At 69.1% G+C, this 20,314-nt stretch carries 18 protein-coding genes; 10 read left to right on the top strand and 8 right to left on the bottom strand.

All coding sequences use genetic code 11. The features are described 5' to 3' along the window. The first annotated feature begins 33 nt into the window (after positions 1-33). The gene (locus tag FBZ90_RS07630) at positions 34-1,092 is read left to right on the top strand and encodes an HPP family protein (protein WP_145730651.1); all 1,059 of its coding nucleotides are present in this window, start codon (positions 34-36) and stop codon (positions 1,090-1,092) included. A gap of 4 nt (positions 1,093-1,096) precedes the next feature. Here the strand turns inward: FBZ90_RS07630 and mltG are convergent, their stop codons facing one another. The 6 genes from mltG to FBZ90_RS07600 all read right to left on the bottom strand — a co-directional run bounded on the left by mltG (position 1,097) and on the right by FBZ90_RS07600 (position 6,961). Beyond that, positions 1,097-2,134 carry an endolytic transglycosylase MltG gene (mltG, locus tag FBZ90_RS07625; RefSeq protein ID WP_145730649.1) on the bottom strand — a complete coding sequence of 346 codons (1,038 nt, stop codon included), beginning with the start codon at positions 2,132-2,134 and terminating at the stop codon, positions 1,097-1,099. Continuing rightward, positions 2,131-3,402, bottom strand: coding sequence for a beta-ketoacyl-ACP synthase II (gene fabF, locus FBZ90_RS07620; protein WP_145730647.1), 1,272 nt, complete (start codon positions 3,400-3,402; stop codon positions 2,131-2,133). The genes mltG and fabF overlap by 4 nt, the downstream gene beginning before the upstream one ends. A 180-nt stretch (positions 3,403-3,582) precedes the next feature. Beyond that, a complete protein-coding gene (locus FBZ90_RS07615; RefSeq protein WP_004272228.1) occupies positions 3,583-3,819 on the bottom strand; it encodes an acyl carrier protein in 237 nt (78 codons plus the stop codon). 254 nt (positions 3,820-4,073) lie between these two features. Further along, a complete protein-coding gene (gene fabG / locus FBZ90_RS07610) occupies positions 4,074-4,811 on the bottom strand; it encodes a 3-oxoacyl-[acyl-carrier-protein] reductase (RefSeq protein ID WP_145730645.1) in 738 nt (245 codons plus the stop codon). A gap of 36 nt (positions 4,812-4,847) precedes the next feature. Continuing rightward, on the bottom strand, positions 4,848-5,786 hold the full coding sequence (gene fabD / locus FBZ90_RS07605; protein WP_145730643.1) for an ACP S-malonyltransferase: 939 nt from the start codon (positions 5,784-5,786) through the stop codon (positions 4,848-4,850). Between the two features lie 194 nt (positions 5,787-5,980). Then, positions 5,981-6,961: a LysR family transcriptional regulator gene (locus tag FBZ90_RS07600; RefSeq protein WP_145730641.1), complete on the bottom strand. Its 981-nt coding sequence runs from the start codon at positions 6,959-6,961 to the stop codon at positions 5,981-5,983. A gap of 91 nt (positions 6,962-7,052) precedes the next feature. Between FBZ90_RS07600 and FBZ90_RS07595 the strand changes: the two genes are divergently transcribed. The 3 genes from FBZ90_RS07595 to FBZ90_RS07585 all read left to right on the top strand — a co-directional run bounded on the left by FBZ90_RS07595 (position 7,053) and on the right by FBZ90_RS07585 (position 11,787). Further along, the gene (locus FBZ90_RS07595; RefSeq protein WP_211101943.1) at positions 7,053-8,009 is read left to right on the top strand and encodes a DMT family transporter; all 957 of its coding nucleotides are present in this window, start codon (positions 7,053-7,055) and stop codon (positions 8,007-8,009) included. A 177-nt stretch (positions 8,010-8,186) separates the two neighbouring features. Beyond that, positions 8,187-9,380: a DUF3142 domain-containing protein gene (locus FBZ90_RS07590; protein WP_186455659.1), complete on the top strand. Its 1,194-nt coding sequence runs from the start codon at positions 8,187-8,189 to the stop codon at positions 9,378-9,380. Beyond that, the gene (locus FBZ90_RS07585) at positions 9,367-11,787 is read left to right on the top strand and encodes a hypothetical protein (protein WP_145730637.1); all 2,421 of its coding nucleotides are present in this window, start codon (positions 9,367-9,369) and stop codon (positions 11,785-11,787) included. The genes FBZ90_RS07590 and FBZ90_RS07585 overlap by 14 nt, the downstream gene beginning before the upstream one ends. Here FBZ90_RS07585 and FBZ90_RS07580 read toward each other — a convergent pair. After that, positions 11,780-13,726, bottom strand: a complete 1,947-nt coding sequence (locus tag FBZ90_RS07580; protein ID WP_145730634.1) for a phospholipase D-like domain-containing protein — start codon at positions 13,724-13,726, stop codon at positions 11,780-11,782. The genes FBZ90_RS07585 and FBZ90_RS07580 overlap by 8 nt on opposite strands. A gap of 183 nt (positions 13,727-13,909) precedes the next feature. On the opposite strand from FBZ90_RS07580, the gene FBZ90_RS07575 reads away from it, so the two are divergent. The 6 genes from FBZ90_RS07575 (at position 13,910) to FBZ90_RS07550 (ending at position 19,717) form a co-directional block, all read left to right on the top strand. Further along, positions 13,910-16,030, top strand: coding sequence for a tetratricopeptide repeat protein (locus FBZ90_RS07575; protein WP_186455658.1), 2,121 nt, complete (start codon positions 13,910-13,912; stop codon positions 16,028-16,030). A 146-nt stretch (positions 16,031-16,176) separates the two neighbouring features. After that, positions 16,177-16,647, top strand: coding sequence for a 30S ribosomal protein S6 (gene rpsF / locus FBZ90_RS07570; RefSeq protein ID WP_145619656.1), 471 nt, complete (start codon positions 16,177-16,179; stop codon positions 16,645-16,647). Next, entirely contained in the window at positions 16,644-16,925 is a 282-nt protein-coding gene (gene rpsR, locus FBZ90_RS07565; RefSeq protein ID WP_044561423.1) for a 30S ribosomal protein S18, read from the top strand. Before rpsF ends, rpsR begins: the two co-directional genes overlap by 4 nt. Positions 16,926-16,937: 12 nt before the next feature. Further along, the gene (gene rplI / locus FBZ90_RS07560) at positions 16,938-17,498 is read left to right on the top strand and encodes a 50S ribosomal protein L9 (protein ID WP_145730630.1); all 561 of its coding nucleotides are present in this window, start codon (positions 16,938-16,940) and stop codon (positions 17,496-17,498) included. 223 nt (positions 17,499-17,721) lie between these two features. Beyond that, entirely contained in the window at positions 17,722-18,069 is a 348-nt protein-coding gene (locus FBZ90_RS07555) for a hypothetical protein (RefSeq protein WP_145730628.1), read from the top strand. 52 nt (positions 18,070-18,121) lie between these two features. Beyond that, the gene (locus tag FBZ90_RS07550; protein WP_145730626.1) at positions 18,122-19,717 is read left to right on the top strand and encodes a hypothetical protein; all 1,596 of its coding nucleotides are present in this window, start codon (positions 18,122-18,124) and stop codon (positions 19,715-19,717) included. A gap of 8 nt (positions 19,718-19,725) precedes the next feature. Here the strand turns inward: FBZ90_RS07550 and FBZ90_RS28310 are convergent, their stop codons facing one another. Then, the gene (locus tag FBZ90_RS28310; protein WP_246130210.1) at positions 19,726-20,292 is read right to left on the bottom strand and encodes a TetR/AcrR family transcriptional regulator; all 567 of its coding nucleotides are present in this window, start codon (positions 20,290-20,292) and stop codon (positions 19,726-19,728) included. Positions 20,293-20,314 lie beyond the last annotated feature (22 nt).

Below are 20,314 nucleotides of genomic sequence, written 5' to 3'. Positions count from 1 at the left end.
ATTTGCCTTCTCATTCCCGCTTCCCGGTCCGCCATGCATCCCTATCTGCGCTCCTTCCGCGCCACCCAGCCCGCCTTGCCGCCGGTGGAGCGCATCCGCATCGTCGCGGGGGCCTTGCTGGGCATCCTGCTGACCACGCTCATCAGCCGCTGGTGGCTGGGTGACGGACAGGGCCTGCCCTATCTGGTGGCGCCCATCGGCGCCTCCAGCGTGCTGGTGTTCGCGGCCCCGGCCACCCCCCTGGCCCAGCCCTGGGCTGTCTTTGGCGGCAACGTGGTGTCAGGGCTGGCGGGCGTGGTGTGCGCGCGCCTGATCCCGGACCCGGTGATGGCGGGCGCCGGCGCGGTGGCCCTGGCCGTGCTGGGCATGTCGCTCCTGCGCTGCCTGCACCCGCCGGGCGGGGCCGTGGCGCTGACGGCGGTACTGGGCGGCCCCGTCATACACGCGGCGGGCTTCAGCTTCATCCTGGCACCGGTGGCGGCGAACACGGCGATCCTGATCACCATGGGCCTGGCCTTCAACAACCTGACCCGCCATCGCTATCCCCACGTCGCCCCGGCCCAGCCGACCCCGACCGCGCGCAACAACGCCGGTTACACCATCGCGGACCTGGACCAGGTGCTGGCGCATTATGGGGAGCAGTTGGACGTCGACCGCGACGATTTGGACGCTGTCTTCCGCCAGGTGGAGGCGCGGGCCTATCAGCGGCGCCACGGTGACATCCGCTGCGGCGACATCCGGTCGCGCGTCCCGGCGGCGGTGGGGCCGGAGGATACGGTGGCGACGGTGCGCGGCCTGATGGCGGACTATCATATGCGCAGCGTGCCGGTGACGGACGAGACCGGACGCCTGTTGGGCGTCGTGCCGCCGCAGCCCGCCAGCGTCGCTGGCCGTCAAGGCATCCGCCGCCTGGTGCAGCCGGCCGTGGCCGCCCTGGCGAGCACGCCGGTGGTCAACATCCTGCCGGCCATGACCGCCGGCGCGCATGAGGCCATGGTGGTGGACGAAACCGGCCGCCTGGTGGGCATGGTCACCACCGCCGACCTGCTGTCCGCGCTCTACGGCAACGAGGCCATCGTGCTGGCGGGATAAATCCTTACCGCTGCGCCTTCTCCCGCAGGTCGCGCCATTTGTCGACGTTGCGGTTGTGCTCCGCCAAGGTGGCGGCGAAGGCGTGGCCGCCGCTGCCGTCGGCGACGAAGTAGAGATCGTCGCTGGCCAGCGGGTTGGCCACGGCGCGCAGGGCCTGGCGGCCGGGGTTGGCGATGGGGCCGGGCGGCAGGCCGGCCACGGCATAAGTGTTGTAAGGTGACGCCACCGCCAGATCGGCATGGGTCAGCGTGCGGCCCAGGGGCCCGGCACCGTTGGTCAGGATATAGATGACCGTGGGATCGGACTGCAGGCGCATACCCAGCTTTAGGCGGTTATAGAAAACGGCGGCGATATGGGGCCGCTCGGCCGGGACGCCGGTTTCCTTCTCCACCAGCGAGGCCAGGGTCACCATCTCCTCCGGCGACTTCAGCGCCACATCCGGCGCGCGGGCCTGCCAGATCTCGTCCACCGTCTTGCGCATGGCCGCCTGCATGCGCTCCACCATCTGCGCACGGCCATAGTTCAGCCCGAAGAAGTAGGTTTCGGGCAGCAAGCTGCCTTCAGCCGGCTTGTCCTTGATGGTGCCTGACAGGGCGGGCTCCGCCTCGATCAACGCCACGATCTGGGCGGAGGTCAGGCCTTCGGGAATGGTCAGCCGGTGCACCACCGTCTTGCCGCTGCGCAGCAGCGCGACCACATCCTTCAGCGAGACATGGGCCGGAAAGGCGTATTCGCCGGGCTTCAGCACCTGGCTGCCCGCGCCCAGTATGCTGCTGATACGCACAGCGGCGATAAGGTCGATGTCGCCGCGCACCACGCCGGCCTCCGCCAGCGTCTGCCCCATGGCCTGCAAGCCGCCCCGCGACGAGACGACGACGATGCTTTCCTGGGCCAGCGGGCCGGGATCGACATACCGATGATAGCCCATCCAGGCCATCGCCGCCGACACCAGAACGACCAAGGCCGCCGCCTGGAACAGACGGCGGCCCAGGGAAGACGCGGGCCGGGATTGAGGTCCCGGGGCCGGAACCTTGTCGGTCACGAGCCGGTGTATTCCTTGACGATCAGCGAGGCGTTGGTGCCGCCGAACCCGAAGGAGTTCGACAGGGCCGCGCGCACCCGGCGCTTCTTCGACTTGTGCGGCACCAGGTCGACACCGGCGCACTCGTCGGACGGATTGTCCAGGTTCAGCGTCGGCGGCACTTCCTGGTCGCGGATGGCGAGCACGGAGAAGATGGCCTCGATGGCACCGGCCGCCCCCAGCAGATGGCCGGTGGCCGACTTGGTGGAGGACATGGAGGCGGTGTTGAGGGCCTCACCGAACAGGCGCTTCACGGCGCCCAACTCGATCAGGTCGCCCAGGGGCGTGGAGGTGCCGTGGGCGTTGACATAGTCGATGTCGGCCGGGGTCATGCCGGCGCGCTTCAGCGCCATGGCCATGGAGCGATAGCCGCCGTTGCCATCATCCGCCGGGGCGGTGATGTGGTGGGCGTCGCCCGACAGGCCATAGCCCACGACCTCGGCATAAATCTTGGCGCCGCGAGCCTTGGCGTGCTCCAGCTCTTCCAGGACGACGACGCCGGCACCCTCGCCCATGACGAAGCCGTCACGGTCCTTGTCATAGGGGCGCGAGGCCTTTTCCGGGGTCTCGTTGAAGCCGGTGGACAGCGCGCGGGCGGCGGCGAAGCCGGCCACGCCCAAACGGTTGATGGCGGCCTCGGCGCCGCCGGCGACCATGACGTCGCAGTCATCCCACATGATCAGGCGCGCGGCGTCGCCGATGGCGTGCGCGCCGGTGGAGCAGGCGGTGACGGCGGAATGGTTCGGCCCCTTGAAGCCGTGGATGATCGAGACATGGCCGGAGACCAGGTTGATCAGGGCCGACGGAATGAAGAAGGGGGAAATGCGGCGCGGGCCCTTCTCGGCCAGCAGCAGCGACGTTTCATAGATGGAGGACAGGCCGCCGATACCGGAGCCGATCATGACGCCGGTGCGTTCACGATCCTCTTCGGTCTGCGGTTCCCAGCCGCTGTCCTTCACCGCCTCGGCCGCCGCGGCGATACCGTAGACGATGAAATCATCCATCTTCTTCTGGTCCTTGGGCGGGACCGACAGGTCGGGGTTGAACGTGCCGTTCGTGCCGTCGCCCCGGGGAACCAAGCCGCCGACCTTGGCCGGCAGGTCGGACACGTCGAAGGTGTCGATGGCGCGGATGCCCGATTTGCCGTCGAGCAGCTGTTTCCACGAGTGCTCAACGCCCGTGCCGAGAGGGGTTACCAACCCGAGACCGGTGATGACGACGCGACGCATGGGTCAGACCTGTACTTAGTTCCGGAATGAAGCAAGGGCCTGGAATCGCATGTCATGGGATCCGTCACGGATCCGGCGCCCCCAAAGGCCCTGGAAAATCAGCAAGCGCTTTATCGGTTCCAGGCGCCGCGCCAGCGCGATGATGGCGGCGCGGCGCCTGAATTCCGGGAAAGCGGGGGATTAGCCCTGCTTGCTGGAAATGAAGTCGATGGCGTCCTTCACGGTCAGGATCTTCTCCGCCGCGTCGTCCGGGATCTCGATCCCGAACTCTTCCTCGAAGGCCATGACGAGTTCAACGGTGTCGAGGCTGTCGGCACCCAGATCGTCGATGAAGCTGGCGGTGTCGGTGACCTTGCCCTCTTCCACACCCAGGTGCTCGACGACGATCTTCTTCACCCGTTCGGCGATGTCGCTCATTTCCTATACCTTCCCGAATTTCAATGTTGGGGTTGTTTACTGACTTGTCTGATCGGCGGGGCACGTCCGTCAGGACGAATTCGAGCGCCCATCCTTTGGAAAAGTGCCGTCAGATACCACAGGTAGGCTCATCTTGCCTAGCGCCCGCAGGAACTGGGACACCCACAAAGGGGGACGCCCTCGCCAAGAGCGGGACCCGCCGATACTTAGGGGCGCCCCGCGAAAGGACAAGCCCCCAGATCGACGGGACCCGATCAGATCATGGCCATGCCGCCGTTGACGTGCAGTGTCTGGCCGGTGACGTAGCCTGCCTCGGTGGAGGCCAGGTAAAGCACGGCGGAGGCGATTTCGTCCGGCGTGCCCAGGCGACCGGCCGGCACGCCGGCGGTCAGCTTTTCCTTCTGCGCATCGGGCAGCACGTCGGTCATCGCGGTGGCGATGAAGCCGGGCGCCACGCAGTTGGCGGTGATGTTGCGCGAGGCGACCTCGGCGGCCAGCGCCTTGGTCATGCCGATCATGCCGGCCTTGCTGGCGGCATAGTTGACCTGGCCCGGGTTGCCTGTGACGCCGACGATGGAGGTGATGCCGATGATGCGGCCCCAGCGGCGCTTCATCATGCCCTTCACCACGGCGCGCGACAGGCGGAAGGCCGCGGTCAGGTTCACGTCGATGACCGACGCCCAATCCTCATCCTTCATACGCAGGATCAGGCCGTCGCGCGTCAGGCCGGCGTTGTTCACCAGGATGTCCACCTGGCCCAGCTTGGCCTCCGCGTCCTTGGCCAGGGCCTCCACGGCTTCCGGATCGGACAGGTTGGCGGGCACGACCACGGCGCGGTCGCCCAGTTCGGCGGCCAGCGCCTCCAGGGCCTCGACCTTGGTGCCGGACAAGGCGACGGTGGCGCCGGCCTGGTGCAGGGTGCGGGCGATGGCGGCGCCAATGCCGCCGGAGGCGCCAGTGACAAGCGCGGTCTTGCCGGTCAAATCGAACATGGGATGGTCCCTATCGTTCTTGCGGGGTTTGTCCGTTCAGGCCTTGAGGAAGGCGTCGATGTCGGCGGGCAGCCCCAGCGACACGGCCGTCATGTCCTTGTCGATGCGCTTGGCCATGCCGGCCAGCACCTTGCCGGCGCCCAACTCCACCAACTGCTCCACGCCCTGTTCCTTCATGAACAGCACGCTCTCGCGCCAACGCACCGACCCGGTGACCTGCTCCACCAGCAGGCGGCGGATCTCGGCGGGATCGGTGACGGTGCTGGCGATGACATTGGCCACCAGCGGCACGCGCGGCGCCTGGATGGCGGTGCCGGCCAGCGCCTCGGCCATGGCGTCGGCCGCCGGCTGCATCAGCGGGCAGTGGAAGGGGGCGGAAACCGGCAGCAGCACGGCGCGCTTGAAGCCACGCTCGGCGGCGATGGCGATGGCGCGCTCCACGGCCGTCTTGTGGCCGCTGATCACCACCTGGCCGGGCGCGTTGTCGTTGGCGGCGGTGCAGACCTCACCCTGGGCGGCATCCTGGGCGATGGCGCGGGCGGCCTCGAAATCGGCACCGATGATGGCGGCCATGGCGCCCACGCCCACCGGAACGGCGCGCTGCATGCTCTGCCCGCGCAGCTTCAGCAGGCGGGCGGTGTCGGCCAGGGTCAGGGCCCCGGCGGCGCAGAGGGCGGAGTATTCACCCAGCGAATGGCCGGCGACGAAGCGGGCGGCCTTGGCCAGGTCCAGCCCGCCGTCCTTCTCCAGCACCCGGGCCACGGCCACTGACACCGCCATCAGGGCCGGCTGGGCGTTCTCGGTCAGGGTCAGCTCGTCCAGCGGCCCCTCGAACATCAGGGCCGACAGCTTCTGCTTCAGCGCCTCGTCCACCTCACCGAAGACGTCGCGGGCGGTGGCGAAAGCATCGGCCAAGTCCCGGCCCATACCCACGGCCTGGCTGCCCTGGCCGGGAAACACGAAAGCGCGAATCATATGCGAATACCCTGGAAGCTCATTCCGGTGCGATGCCCCTTCCCCCAAACACGGGCCAGGACGGAAAACCCCGCCGCAGCCTGAAACGGGCACCGCAAGTCGCGCCATGCATACCGCCTGCGATCAATCTGTCAATCATCATTACAGCGGACGTCCCCTGGTTGACGTGGGCTGCGCCTGGGTTTTTGGCGTCGTCAGGCGGCTGTCCAGGGTATGAAGGGGCGTCCATGGCCCTCCGGCGTCTCCGGGTTCAGGAAGACCGACAGCGCCTCGGGCGTCACGTCGGCCTCCGCCGTGAGGCGGCGCGCCAGCTCGGTCGCGGCGGCGCGCATGCGCCCCGGCGGGCGGTCCAGCCAATAGCTGGTGGGGTTCAAGGCCGTGCGCGGGTCCACCCGCACCACCCGGCCGCCCTGGATTTGCGATTGCGCCAGGGGCGGCCGCGCCAGCGCGATGCCCAGCCCACAGGCACAGGCGTCCAGCACCAGATTGTAATCCTCGAACCGGCGGTCCTGTGGACGGGGCTTGTAGTCCAGGCCGTGGGCGGCGAACCAGGCGCGCCAGCCGGTCGCGTCAGAGTCGTGGATCAGGGGGAAGGCCAACAGCCGTTCGGGATCGCCCTGCCCCACCGCCGCCGCCAGGTCCGGCGACGCCAGGGGATAGCACCACTCCTCGAACAGTTTCAGCGACACCCGGCCGGGCATGGCGCCCCAGCCGCAGCGGATGGCCAGATCCATGCCCTCATCCGCCAAATCCAGGGGGCGATGGTCCACCGACAGCAGAAGGCGCAGGGCGCCGCCCGGCTCCGAGTCCCGGCCCTCCAGCAGGGTCAGGCGCGGCATGAGCCACAGCCCGCAGACCGAGGGCAGCGAGGTCAGCCGCACCACCGCCGTGCCCCTCGGCTCCGTCCAGCGGTTGGAGGTATCGGCGATGAGGGCGAAAGCCTCGCTGGTGCGCTGGAACAGCCGCTGACCGTCCGGCGTCATCGCCACGCCGCGCGCCTGGCGGTGGAACAGGCGTAGGCCCAGCCATTGCTCCAGCTTGGCGATCTGGCGGCTGACGGCGCCGTGGGTGACGTTCAGGGTGTCAGCCGCGGCGGAAAAGCTGCCGGTGCGGGCAGCCGCCTCGAAGGCGCGCAGCGCGTCCAGAGGCGGCAGGGGGTGTGAGCTGTGATCCATGCTCACAGTTGGCTGCTGATTTCATCGATTGTCAATCAGCTGGGGTCGGCGCGTACTGCATCACCTATCGCCCCCTGTCCGGAAATCCGCGATGTCCTCCACACCGCTCGCCCCCACCTGCGACTCCGCCGCCGCCATCGGCATGTCCCCCGCCAAAGGCAGCCGGCTGGACGGCGGCACCTTGGCCATCGTCGTGGTCACCGTCATCATCTGGGCATCGGCCTTCGCAGCCATTCGCGCCGGACTCAAGGCCTTCGGCCCGCTGGAATTGGGGGCGGCGCGCTTCTCCATTGCGGCGGTGCCGGCGGGGCTCTACCTGCTGATGACCCGGCCCGCCCTGCCCCGCCTGAATGAGGTGTGGCGCTTCGCCGCTGGCGGCCTGCTGTTCGTCGCGCTCTACACCGCCCTACTGAACCTGGGGGAGCGCACGGTGCCCGCCGGCGCCGCCGCCTTCATCATCAACATCAACCCCATCATCACCGCCGTGCTCGCCTCCTTCCTGTTGGGGGAGCGATTTGGCCGCTGGGGCTGGATCGGCACCGCCGGGTCGTTCAGCGGCATCGGCCTGATCGCGCTGACCGAAACGATGGGGAACGAGGCAGTAGGCAGCGGCGCCGGCCTGCAGCTGGGCTGGGGCGCCCTGCTGGTGCTGGGGGCCGCCCTGTGCAATTCCATCACCACCGTGGTGCAGAAGCCGCTGTTCGCCCGGCACAAGGCCCTGACGGTGTCGGCCAGCAACATGGTAATCGGCGCCCTGGCCCTGTCGCCCTGGCTGCCCGGCGCCTATGCCCAGGCCCAGACCGCCCCCTTGCCCGGCCTGATGGCCTCCCTGTATCTGGGCGTCATGCCCAGCCTGGTCGCCTACGCCACCTGGACCATTGTGCTGTCACGCATGCCCGCCGCCCGCGCCAGCAACTTCCTGTACTGCGCGCCACCCCTGGCCATGCTGCTGGGCTATCTCTGGCTGGGGGAGGTGCCGACCGTGATGGGCGTCATCGGTGGCCTGATGGCACTGGGCGGCGTCGCCATCGTCAATCTCAAGCGCTGAGGCCATCTCCCTTAAGGACAAGGGAAATTCCGTACCGGCGAGACGGGTATAGCAGGTAGAATGCCCCGTCCCGCCTTCTCCGCCGACGGCCCCCCTTCCATGCCGCTTCCCAGGCCCCGGTTCCTTCTCCCCGCCCTCATTTTGATGTGCGTTGTTGGTGCCGCGGCGGCGAGCCTGATGCCACCCCGCGCCGCCTTCCATCAGGCTCCCTTGCCCAACGACATCTATGTCTGGCAGCGCGCCTGGACGCCCGCCTTGGGCCAGGCCATGGACTTGGCGGCGCCAGACATCACCGCCTGGCGCGTGCTGGCGGCGGAGGTTTCGGCGGACGGCCATATCGCCCCCGCGCTGTTGAACGATGGGCGGCTGGAGGCCTTGCGCGCGCATCTGGCCGGACGGCCGGTCATCCTGGTGGTGCGCATCGACGGCCGGCTGACCGAGGGCGACCCCGCCCCCCTGGTAACCACGGCCCTGGCCTCGCTGGAGCGGTGGCGCGAGGCTGGAGTCGGGGTGGCGGGCCTGGAGATCGATCATGACTGCCCCACCGCCCGCCTGCCCTTCTACGCCCGTTTCCTGACGGACCTGCGCGCGCAATTGAAGGACAGGGGGCTGACCGGCACGCGCCTGTCCATAACCGCCCTGCCCACCTGGCTGCCGGCCCCGGCCCTGGCCGAGGTGGTGGCCGTGCCGGATGAGGTGGTGCTGCAGGTCCACGCCGTGGCCGCCCCCACCGATGGGCTGTTCAACCCGGCCCAGGCCGCGCGCTGGATCGCAGCCTATGCCCGGCGCTTCCACACACCCTTCCGCGTCGCCCTACCCGACTATGGCGCGCGGGTCAGCTGGAACGCCGACGACAGTCTGGCGACGGTGGAGGGTGAGACGCCCCTGCTGGGGGGCGGCGCGCATGCCAACGAGTTGATGGCCAGGCCCGCCGATGTGGCGGCCTTCCTGAAAGATCTGCGCGCCCAGGCGCCGGCCAACCTCACCGGCGTCGCCTGGTTCCGCCTGCCCACGGCCGAGGATCGCCGCGCCTGGTCGCTGGCCACCTGGGCGACCGTCGCACGTGGGGGAATCCCCGTCGGGCATCTCACGGCGGTGACGCGGCCCACGGCCACGCCCGGCCTGTCCACCCTGGTGCTGGTCAACGATGGCGCCGCCGATGCCGAGCTGCCATCCGGCCTGGATCTGCCGACCGCCTGTCCCTTGGGCGACGGCGCCAACGGTTATGCCCGCGATCCCCTGGCCCCCCAGACGGCCCCCCGTCTGGTGCGCCTGTCCCCCGGCCTGTTGCACCCCGGCGACCAGCGGTCCGTCGGTTGGGTGCGGTGCCCCGACTTACCCTCATCCCCGGTGATCCATGTCCGTCCGTAATAAGCGCCGTGCCCTCGCCCTGTCCGTCCTGCTGCTGACCGGCGCCGCCGGCATCGCCATCGCCTGCGGGCCGGACTTTCCCTGGCAGTTGCTGGACCGCCGCGACGTGACCCTGGCGGAGACGCCGGCCAACCCCTTCGCCTGGGAGGCGGCACATCTGGTGCCCGCGCCCACCGACACGATGAAGGCGGTGGAGAACCGCTGGGCGACCGACGACACGCGCGCCAAGCTGCGTATCGATGCCGAAACGACGGGCCTGAGCCCGGAAGCGGCCAGCCTGATCAGTGCGATGCGCGCGGCCGGCGACGGCGACAAGGCCTACGCCCAGGGGGAGAAGCTGCCGGCCGCCGTGCGCCTCTACACCGCCGCCGCCGTGGATTACCAGGCCGGCCGACTGGACCAGGCCGCCACCCGCTTCCAGGCGGTGCTGGACCTGCCGGCGGCGGAGGCGTCACCCCGCGCTGTCTGGGCCGCCTATATGCTGGGCCGGGTGGCGGCGAAACGCGAGCAGGCGGACACGGCGGTGGCCGCCTTCGCCAAGGCCCGCAGCCTGGCCCAGGCCGGCGCGCCCGACCCGCTGGGCCTGGGCGTGGCCAGCCTGGGCGAGGAGGCGCGGCTGCATCTGACACGGGCGGGGCTGTCGGTTCACGAGGCGACGGATGACGACACGCCGGCGCGCGCCGTTTCCACATATGCCGTCGAAATTCGCGCGATCGGCCCGCTTGATTCCGCCGCCCTGAGCCAGGCGATAAGCCTTTACGCACAACAAGCGGCTCATGACTCTTTCCACGGCGTGGAAGCGCTTTATCTCATCGGCACTTATTTGCTGGATCATTCGGCACCGTTGAAGACCGCCGTTACCGATCCACTGGTCCAACGCCTGTTGGCCGCCCATGTCCTGGCGTTCGAGGCGGACACGCCCAGTTGGCGGCCTCACCGGGGCATGGATCCGACAACGCCGCCCACCCCGCACCTAGGGGCGTTGACGGCGGCTCTGGCGGAAGCCCACATCGGCGCGGCGGGCGGCCCCGCCCCGGCCGCCGCCGACCAGTTGGCGACGCTGGCTTACCGCAAGGGTGACTACGAGGCGGCGGCCCGCCTGGCGGCCATGAAGCCGGGCCCGCTGTCCAGTTGGGTCCAGGCCAAGCTGGCCCTGCAAAGGGGCGACCTGGCGCAGGCGGCCAAATTCTATGCCGAGGCGGCGGCCGCCTTCCCCGCCACGGGCGACGGTCCCCAGGGAAGCGCCATGCCGGTGGCCGAGCGCAACCGCGCACTCGGTGAAAGCAGCGTGGTGGCCCTGGCACGGGGCGAATACGTGGCGGCGCTGGATCAGTTGATGCCGATGGCCGACATCTATTGGGGCGATGTGGTGCATATCGCGGAGCGGGTGCTGACCGTCGATGAGCTGAAGGCCTATGTCGACGCCAAGCTGCCCGCCAGCGTGGCCGCCAACTGGACGCAGCAGGTCGACAACACGCGATGGCCCAACACCCTGCTGGACACCATGGGCGTGGGCTATAAGTATGATGAGGAGGCTGACCGGCTGCGCTACCAGGGCGCGCCCCTGGGATTGCGCAGCCTGCTCGCCCGCCGCCTGATGCGGGCGGGCCGGGGCAAGGAGGCGTTGGCCTATTATCACAATGCGGCCGTGGCCAAGGATGCGCGCGCCTATCTGGACGCCTTGGACACCGCCGGCAGCGCCTGGTGGGGGGCCAGCCGCGCCCGCGCCTGGTTCCAGGCGGCGCAACTGGCCCGGACGAAGGGTATGGAGATCATGGGGACGGAGGGCCCGCCGGACGAGGCCGCCCTGCAAGGCGCTTACGATGTCGGCATCGGCCAGGCCACGTTGCCGCCCGCCGGAGCCCCGTACGTGGCGGATGGGGAGCGCAAACGCTTCGCCGACAGCACACCGCAGCCCGACCAGCGCTTCCATTACCGCTTCATGGCCACCGATGCCGCCGAGCATGCGGCCGACCAGTTGCCTCACACCAGCCAAGCCTATGCGGCGACCCTGTGCTGGGCGGTCAATTATGCCACGGATCAGATGATCGGCACCTGGACCGACGATCCCAGCACCATCCAGGATCCTTATTGGCAGTCGGTCGTCCGCCGCATCATCGAGCGTGACAAGCAGGCAAAGGGCCGGGCGGCCGCGCTCTACGACCGGTACATCAAGACGGGTCCACACCAACCCTGGGCCACCCATTTCGGCCACGCCTGCCCGGTGCCGGATTTCGATGCCGCCGCCAAGGAATGGTGGCAGGCGCCGGCCCGACAGGCGCACCGCTGGATCCGGCAGAACCATCGCAAGGCCCTGGTGGGCGGAGCGGCGGTCCTGGCCGTGCTGGCGGCCGGAGGCGCCCTGCTGCGGGTCCGCCGCCGACGCGCGCCCACGGACGTCAGCTGAGGAAGTAGTCCAGCTCCTTGCCCTTGTCGCCGGACAGATAGGCGTCCTGCCACTGGTCGTTGGTGGAGAGGAAACCGCCCTGCGGCGTGCTGGGCGCCGGCTGGCCCTTCAACAGGGCGTCCCGCTCCCGCTCTTCCAGGATGACGCGCTGGCGGTAGTGCTCATAGACGTCCAGGATATGGACGGCATAGGCCTGGGCCAGCGGCTGGTTGCCCTGGATGATCAGCAGGTTGTCATCGTTGGCGTAAGAGGCCTTGTAGCCCAGGTTGTGGCTGCCGGTGACAACGACGCAGTCGGGGGAGAACGGGTCGATCACCACGATCTTATCATGGATGATGGCGGCTCCGGCGGTCAGCAACTCGGGCTGCAGGTCGCCCGTGGGCGTGTCGATGGCGGCGGCGCGCACCACCAGCACCTGAGGCGCATCCTTGGGCGCGTAGACGGAGGGCTTGGGGATTTTGGCACCCTGGGCGCCCTGGGCATCCGTCTCGTCACCCGTGCCCTCGCCGCTGCTGGCGTCCCCCTCGATCGGCAGGGCCTGGGGGCTGCTGACAGCGCCCATGACCATCAGGTCGGGGCGCTGCTTGCCCAGGTCCACCGCCGCCTCGATGATGCTCTGCTTGCCCTCGACGGAGGGGTAGAAGGTCAGGAACAGGATGGCGTGTTGCGCCTGGTCCATCAGTTGAAACACATCAGCCAGGTCCGGCGGCGTAGCCGCGGTCTTGGTGGTGGCCAGCGTGGTGGGCGCGCACCACACCCGGGGATTGGCGCCGGCGTCGGGATAGGCATGGCCATCCGCCCGGCGCAGCGGCTTTTGCTGGACATTATGGTTGGGGGCGCCGGTGTCGGCCTGCACCGGAAAGCTGGCCGTGTCCGTCTTCAGCCGGTGCCAATAATCCAGGTAGGCCTGCGCCAAGGCGGTGTCCTGGGTGAGGATGGTGTTGTTGGACTGGGTGCACAGGCCCGTGGGCGTCCAGTTGGTACTGCCGGTCAGCAGGGCCAGCGGCGTGTCATTCGCGTCCGTGCGCACCAGGAACTTGTTATGGCCGATATGGGCGCTGTTGTTGAACAGGCGGTCGATGACCTCGTTGGCCGAGCCGTGCAGGACCTGGCGGGCGGCCTGGTTGGTGCGGTCCCAGGCGGGGTTGGTCTTGGTCGCCTCCCCCGCCGTCGCCAGGATCAGGTGCAGCCGGTCGCCCAGGCCGGTCAGGCCGGCCACCAGTTCCGGGTCCGACAACTCGTAAAGGGCGGCATAGACCTTCTCGGCTGGTCCCACCTGGCCCAGGAAATCGGTCAGGGTAGGCAGTACGTCCCCAGTCAGGAAGGTGCGGATGGCGTTGCCCGGCTGACGCACCTGATCCAGCACATAGCCCTTGCTGGGCGCCTGGCCGGCAGGGGTGTGCAATTGCTGGCGCAGGTTCTGCGTCGACAAGATGCCGTTGGTGAAGACGGCGGTGAAATCACCATAGGTCCAGGTGACGGTGATGGCGTTGGTCACCACCGCGTCACCGCAGATGTAAAGGGGCCTGGGCGTGCCGGTGTAGGCGCCGGGCTGGGCGCTGCTGAACGTCTCGGTCCGCTTCACCCAGTCGGCCACCGCCTCCCGCCCCGGCGCCGCGTAGCCCACGGGGATGATTTCATAATGGCAGCTGAAGGGCTGGCGCACCGACAGGCTGTCGCGGCTGCGCCGCAGGGTCAGGTCGCGCCAGGAGAATTTCTGGATGGGCCAGACGCTGCTGTCCTGCTGTTGCCAATCGGGATTGGACTGGTCCTTGAACGCCACCCAGGTGGGCAGCAGGCGGCGTTCGCCGTCCTCATGCACGCGCACGATCATGAAGCCCAGCAGGCCGTCGACGCGGGCCGTGGGGCGCCCAAAGGGACGCCACGCCAGGTAGGCCACTTCGTTGTTGCACCAGGCACGCGCGGGAACCTGAGACATGACCACCTCCATCACGACGGAAGCGTGCATGGTGCGCCCGGGATGTGACGGTTGCGACCATAACGTGCACATCTCCCGGTGTACTTCCTTGGGTGGAGCCAGCACCGCCAAGCCACGCGGCGTCATCGACGCGGGGCCCATCGGCAGGCTAGTCTTCGGCCTGCAACCATGTCGGGACGAGAAATGAACCGCAATCAGCGCCGCCTGGACAAGAAGCAGGGCACGGCCCCCGTCCCCGCGGCGGCGCAACTGCTGTTCAGCCAGGCGACGCAGCATCACCAGGCCGGCCGCCTGGCGGAGGCGGAGGCGGCTTACCGCCAGGTGCTGGCCCAAGCCCCCCGCCATGCCGACGCGCTGTACCTGCTGGGGATGGTCCATCACCAGACCGGCCGGCACGAGGCCGCCGCCGACCTGCTGGGCAAGGCCGTGGCTGCCCAGGGCGATGCCGCCCACATGCAGGCCGCCCTGGGCACCGTGCTGCTGACCCTGCGCCGCCCTGCCGACGCCCTGGCACCGCTCCAGCGGGCCCTGGCCCTGAAACCGGATCAGGCGGAGACGCGGAACACCGTGGGCAACGCGCTGAAGGATCTGGGCCGCCTGGATGAGGCGGCGACACACTATGGCCAGGCCATCGCGCTGAAGCCAGACTATGCCAACGCCCATAATGGACTGGGATCGGCCCGCCAGGCCCAAGGCCACCTGGAAGAGGCCGCTGGCCATTACCGCCGCGCCCTGGCCCTCAACCCCGGCCTGGTCCTGGCCCGGGTCAACCTAGGCAAAACCCTGAAAGCGCTGGGCGACCTGGCCGCTGCCGAGGCGGAGTTGCGCCAGGCCCTGGCGCTGGATGCCACCCACGCCGATGCCCTGAACAATTTGGGCGCCGTGTTGCAGGCCCAAGATCGGATGGCGGAGGCCACGGCCTGCCTGCGCCAGGCGGCTGCCCTGGCCCCCGGCGATGCCGACGCCCATCTGAACCTGGCCCGCCTGCTGGCCAGCGACCTGCTGATGCGCGACCCGGCCCTGGTGCGCGAGGCGCTGTCCCATGCGGAGCGGGCGCTGGCCCTGCGCCCCGGTCACGCCGCCACGCTGGACACATTGGGCACGCTGCTGCAGCGGCTGGGCCGGCTGACGGAGGCGGAACGCCACTTCCGCGCGGCCCTGGCCCTGACGCCCCAGGACGCGGACATCCTTTACAACCTGGCCACCACGGTGCAGGCGCTGGCCCGCCAGGAGGAGGCGGAGGCGCTGTACCGCCGCGCGCTGGACGCCGATCCGAACCATGCCGACGCCCGCTTCTGCCTGGGCACCACCCGCCTGGCCGCCGGCGATCTCGCCAGCGGCTGGCCGGGTTACGGGGCCCGCTGGCGGGGACGGCAGTTGGCGCCCTTCTGGCGTCCCTTCCCCGCGCCGCAGTGGCGGGGTGAGGGACTGGCGGGCAAGCGCCTGCTGGTATGGGGGGAACAGGGCCTGGGGGATGAGATCCTGTTCGCCAGCCTGCTGCCCGACCTGCACCAGCGGGTGGCAGCGGAGGGTGGGCAATTGGTGGTGGAGTGCGCGCCGCGCCTGGTGGGCCTGTTCGGCCGGGCGCTGCCGGGCGTGGTGGTCCGGTCGCCGACCTCGGCCCCGGGCGCGCCCACGCTGTCGGACATGGATTTTCATCTGCCCATGGGCAGCCTGCCCGGCCTGCTGCGCCCGCGCCTGGCCGACTGGCAGGGCGGCGCGCCCTTCCTGACACCCAGGGACGATCTGGCCGCCCTGTGGCGGAGCCGGCTGGCCCCATTGGGCCCCGGCCTGCGCGTGGGCATCAGCTGGCGCAGCGGCATCCGGCGCGGCGACCGCGACGGCGCCTACACCACGCTGGCGGACTACGCCCCGGTGCTGACCCTGCCCGGGCTCATCCCCGTCACCCTGCAATACAGCGCGCCCGAGGAGGAGGTCCGGCCGGTGGAACGGGCGCTGGGCGTCACCCTGCACCGCTGGCCGGACCTGGACCTGCGCGAGGATATGGAGGGGGTGGCGGCCCTGATGGCGGGGCTGGACCTGGTGATCACCGCCCCCACCGCCGTGGGGGAACTGGCGGCGGCGCTGGGGGTGCCGTGCTGGCGCCTGGGCACAGACCATGACTGGTCCATGCTGGGCACCGGGGCGCGGCCGTGGTTCAATGCCATGGCGGTCATTCCAGCCGCCCCGCAAGGCCCGACGGTGCCGGGTTGCGTGGCCCTGGCGGCGCAACGCCTGCTGACCCTGGCGGGCGCGCGGGGCGACCACCTTTTCCCTTGCCCACCGGCTGAGCTTCCTATATAAGCCCGCGCTTCAACCGCTCCTTGCCGGTGCCTTTGCCATGGCGCCGGCTAGGTCCGTGCGGCTGACCCACCCCTTGGCCGTCGGAATGATCCGATGTCCCGGACGGGCACAGCGGCGGACCACGTAACAGCCATGAGGAGTATCAAATGGCTTTGTATGAGACCGTGCTGATCGCACGGCAGGACATCACGTCCGCCCAGGTGGAAGGCCTGACCGAAACCTTCACCGGTATCCTGAAGGAGAACGGTGGCCAGGTTGCCAAGGTCGAGCAGTGGGGTCTGAAGACCCTCACCTACAAGATCAAGAAGAACCGCAAGGGCCACTACGTCTATTTCGCCCACGATTCCGCCCCGGCCGCCGTCGCCGAGATGGAGCGTAACATGGGCCTGAACGAAGACGTCCTGCGCTTCATGACCACCCGCATCGAGAAGATCGAGGAAGGTCAGACCGCGATGCTGTCCAACAAGGGCGATCGCGGCGAGCGTGGTGAACGCGGTGAGCGTGGCGATCGCGGTCCGCGCCGCTTCGAGGATCGTGGCGACCGCGGTGACCGCGGTGATCGCGGCCCCCGTCCGCCCCGCCGCATGGAAGCCTCTTCTGAAGGAGACCGGGCATGAGCTTCGGCACCCAGGGTAACGCCGGCGCGCCGCGTCCGGCCGGTGGCGGCGGTGGCCGTCGTCCGTTCTTCCGTCGTCGCAAGACCTGCCCCTTCTCCGGTCCGAACGCTCCGGCGATCGACTACAAGGATGTGAAGCTGCTGTCGCGCTTCATCTCCGAGCGGGGCAAGATCGTCCCGAGCCGCATCACCGCGGTTTCGGCCAAGAAGCAGCGTGAGCTGGCCCGCGCCATTAAGCGCGCCCGCTTCCTCGCCCTGCTGCCTTACATTGTGAAGTAAGGAGTAGGAACGATGGAAGTTATTCTGCTGGAGCGTGTCGAGAAGCTCGGCCGCATGGGCGAAGTGGTCACGGTGAAGCCCGGCTTCGCCCGCAACTACCTGCTGCCCCAGAAGAAGGCCCTGCGCGCCTCCAAGGACAACCTGGCTTTCTTCGAGAGCCAGAAGGCCAAGCTGGAAGCGCAGAACGCCGAGCGCAAGGTCGAGGCCGAGAAGGTCGCGTCCAAAATCAGCGACCTGTCGGTCATCATCATCCGCCAGTCTGCCGAAACCGGCATTCTGTACGGTTCGGTGAGCGCCCGTGACGTTGCCGAGGCGGTCACCGCCGCCGGCACCGCCGTGGAGCGCAGCCAGGTCGCCATCGACACCCCCATCAAGACCCTGGGCCTGTTCAAGGTCCGTCTGGTCCTGCATCCGGAAGTGTCGGTGAGCATCACCGTGAACGTCGCCCGTACCACCGAAGAAGCCGGCCTGCAGGCCGCTCGCGGTGGCATGGTCGCGGGCCAGCGTGATGAGGACGAGGACGAAGAGGTGGTGGAAGCCGCCGACGAGGCCACGGAAGAGACCGAGGCCTGATCCTTCGTCGGATCGCCTGAGTAACGGAACGGCGCGGTTCTTCGGGACCGCGCCGTTTTGCTTTTGCGCTTCTCCCGTCGGCCGTCTAGAACCGGTTGCGTTCGATCGGAACCACAACCGGCTCTAGCTGAGTCTGTCCGCGAGCAGATTCACGCTTCAAGGCGATTCCGCCTTTACGCGATCTGCTCTAGCTTGCGGAATATTCTGATTGGGAAGGCGAACTATGGCGACGGAAGCGGGTGGATTGCGCCAGGCGGCCAAGTGGGTGGCCATCATCGGCCTGATCGGCAACCACGTGCTGGCCTATCAGCAGGCGGTGGACCGCATCCGCGCGCCCTCCCGCGCGCTGGCGGATATGGCGGGCGCCATCGGCCAGATCTTCGGCCAGTCCCCGGACCGCTTCAAGGCGGGCGATCTCAGCCTCAGCGACAAGATCGACCTGTTCGTGAACCCCTACACCTCGGTGCGCGACATGGCGCATTGGGAGGGGCTGAACCATCTGCTGTTCTGGCCGGGCCTGGCGGCGCTGGCGCTGTTCCTGATCTTGACCTTCGGCGGTCGGCGGGCCTGAAGGCCACCACCGTCCGGGCTGGCGGCCCCTCCAAATACCCGGATGCAGCACCATGCCACGACACGGCGCCTCCATCGTCCTGGTGCTCCTGGCGCTGCTGATGGGTTGGCCGGCGCGGGCAACCGTGCCGCCGGTCCCGCCGGCCGCCTACATCACGCTCAGCCCACTGGGCGCCAGCCTGCGCGCCACCTATCGCCTGGACACCCCTGTCATACGCTTGAGCCTGGGCGAAGGTCCGGTCGCCTGGCAAAATCCGGTATGGCGGATGGAAACCCCGGGCCTGGTTCTGCAGAACCAGGAAGTGCGGGCGGTGGATGGCCGAGCCTTCAAGGAATTCAGCCTGCTGATCGATGAGGATAAGCGCTTCGTCGACCGCACCTATCCGGTGATGCTGCGGCTGGGGCCGCATGGGTTTCTGGTCTATGGGCCCTTCCTGCTGGTGCGCTCGGACAGCTTGGCGACCGGCTTGAGCCAGGGGACCATCCCCACCGAACCGGCGGGCGGCCGCGCCTTGGAGGGTTATGTCTTCGTCGGCCCGGCGGGTTACGTCAGGCCCATTGACGCGGCCCACCCGGGCCTGGGGCGCCTTGTCGCGCGGCCGGACCTGCCCGCCGCCTGGCGGGATGAGGTGTCGCCGGGCCTGGCCCGCGCCTTGGCCTATTATCGTGCGCGCCTGCCGCCACGCGGCAATACCGTCTCCCCCATAATCGTCTACCAGGATCAGCCGGCCCCCTTCCTGCGGGGCAGCGTCACCGGTGGCGGCATGATGCTGCTGCAGGTCGGCGGCGTCTGGCGGGTTCCGCGCCTGGAACTGAAACCGGAGCGGGACCGGGTGCTGGCGCATGAAACCTTCCACCTGTTCCTGCGCCGCCATGACAAGGCTGATTTCCCCGATTGGATGAACGAAGGGGCGGCCGACTACGCCGCGGGTCTGGTCATGCGCCACGGCGCGCTGCCCTCCCTGCCGGAGGTTCAGATCCAATTGGATTTGTGCGTCACCAGCCTGGGCGACCGTCCGCTGGACAACCCCGCCACCACGGCGCGCAACCGGATGCCCTATGCCTGCGGCTTCGTCGCCCACTGGCTGGTGGACAAGGCGCTGCGCCGGACCGGCAAGCCCGACGACATGGGCCTGTTCGCTCTATGGGCCGACATGGCGGCGCACGATGGAGTCAGCGCCGGCGACAGCCTGCGCCAGGCGGTGGCGGGCAACCCCGCCGCCTCCCGGGCGCTGTCCCTGCTGCTGACGGGCGGGGGACCGGAGCGCTGGACCAACTGGGCCGATAGCCTGGCTGGGCTGGGTGTTTCGGCCCGCTGGGTGGACGCGGGGGCCCCCTCGGCGGATGAGGTGCTGGAGCATGTGCTGAAGCAGAGTTGCACGGGCACCCATGGCTTCTGGCGGGGCGTCCGCTACACCCTGGACACCGGCGACCGCTGCGGCCCCCTGTCAGGCGATCCGGTGGTGACCGGGATGGAAGGGCATGCCCTGGCGGGTGACGCCATGGCCCTGTTCCAGGCGGTGGTGGCGCGGTGCGCCGCCGGCCAGGATGTGGCGCTGAACCGGCCGGATGGCGCCCCGCCGCTTTCCGCCCCGTGCCACGTTCCGCCACCGCCGAGCCGAGCGCTGCGCCTGGACCCGCTTCCTTAACCCCCACGCTACGCCGTCAGATAGGCCATCACCGCTCGCACCGTCTCCCGCTCCAGGGTGTGCGGGTCGGCACCGGGCGGTGGGTCCAGGACGGCGGCATGGATCAGGGCATGGGCCATGCGTCCCACGACAAAGGTGGCGACATCCAGATCGGGCACGGTAACCTCGGCGTCCGGTCCCCGGGAATAGCGTTCCAGCAGGGCCCTCAGCACGCCTTCCGTTCCATCCTCCTCATGGCGGGCTTCCAGGTGCGCCGCCTCCAGCGCCAACACCTTGTGCAGGGCGGGCTCCAGCCGGTGCGCCACCATGGCGACATGGATGGTGCGGGTGATCAAGGCTTCCAGGGGCACGCCCTGCTCCGCCGCGTCCCAAAACGCCGCCTCCCGCATCATCAGGGCGCTCATATGCCGCACATGGCGCTCCCGCAGGGCCAGGACCAACGCCTCCTTATTGGGGAAATACTGGTAGAGCGAGCCGATGCTGACCCCGGCCGCAACCGCGACGGCGTTGGTGGTCAAGGCGGCGTAGCCGTCCCGCACCAGAACGCGAGCGGTCGCGTCCAGGATGGCGTCCACCAGGGCGCGGGACCGGGCCTGG

The sequence above is a fragment of the Nitrospirillum pindoramense genome (assembly GCF_007827955.1).
Taxonomy (GTDB): Bacteria; Pseudomonadota; Alphaproteobacteria; order Azospirillales; family Azospirillaceae; genus Nitrospirillum; species Nitrospirillum amazonense_B.
This window is presented reverse-complemented; position numbering and strand designations above follow the sequence as displayed.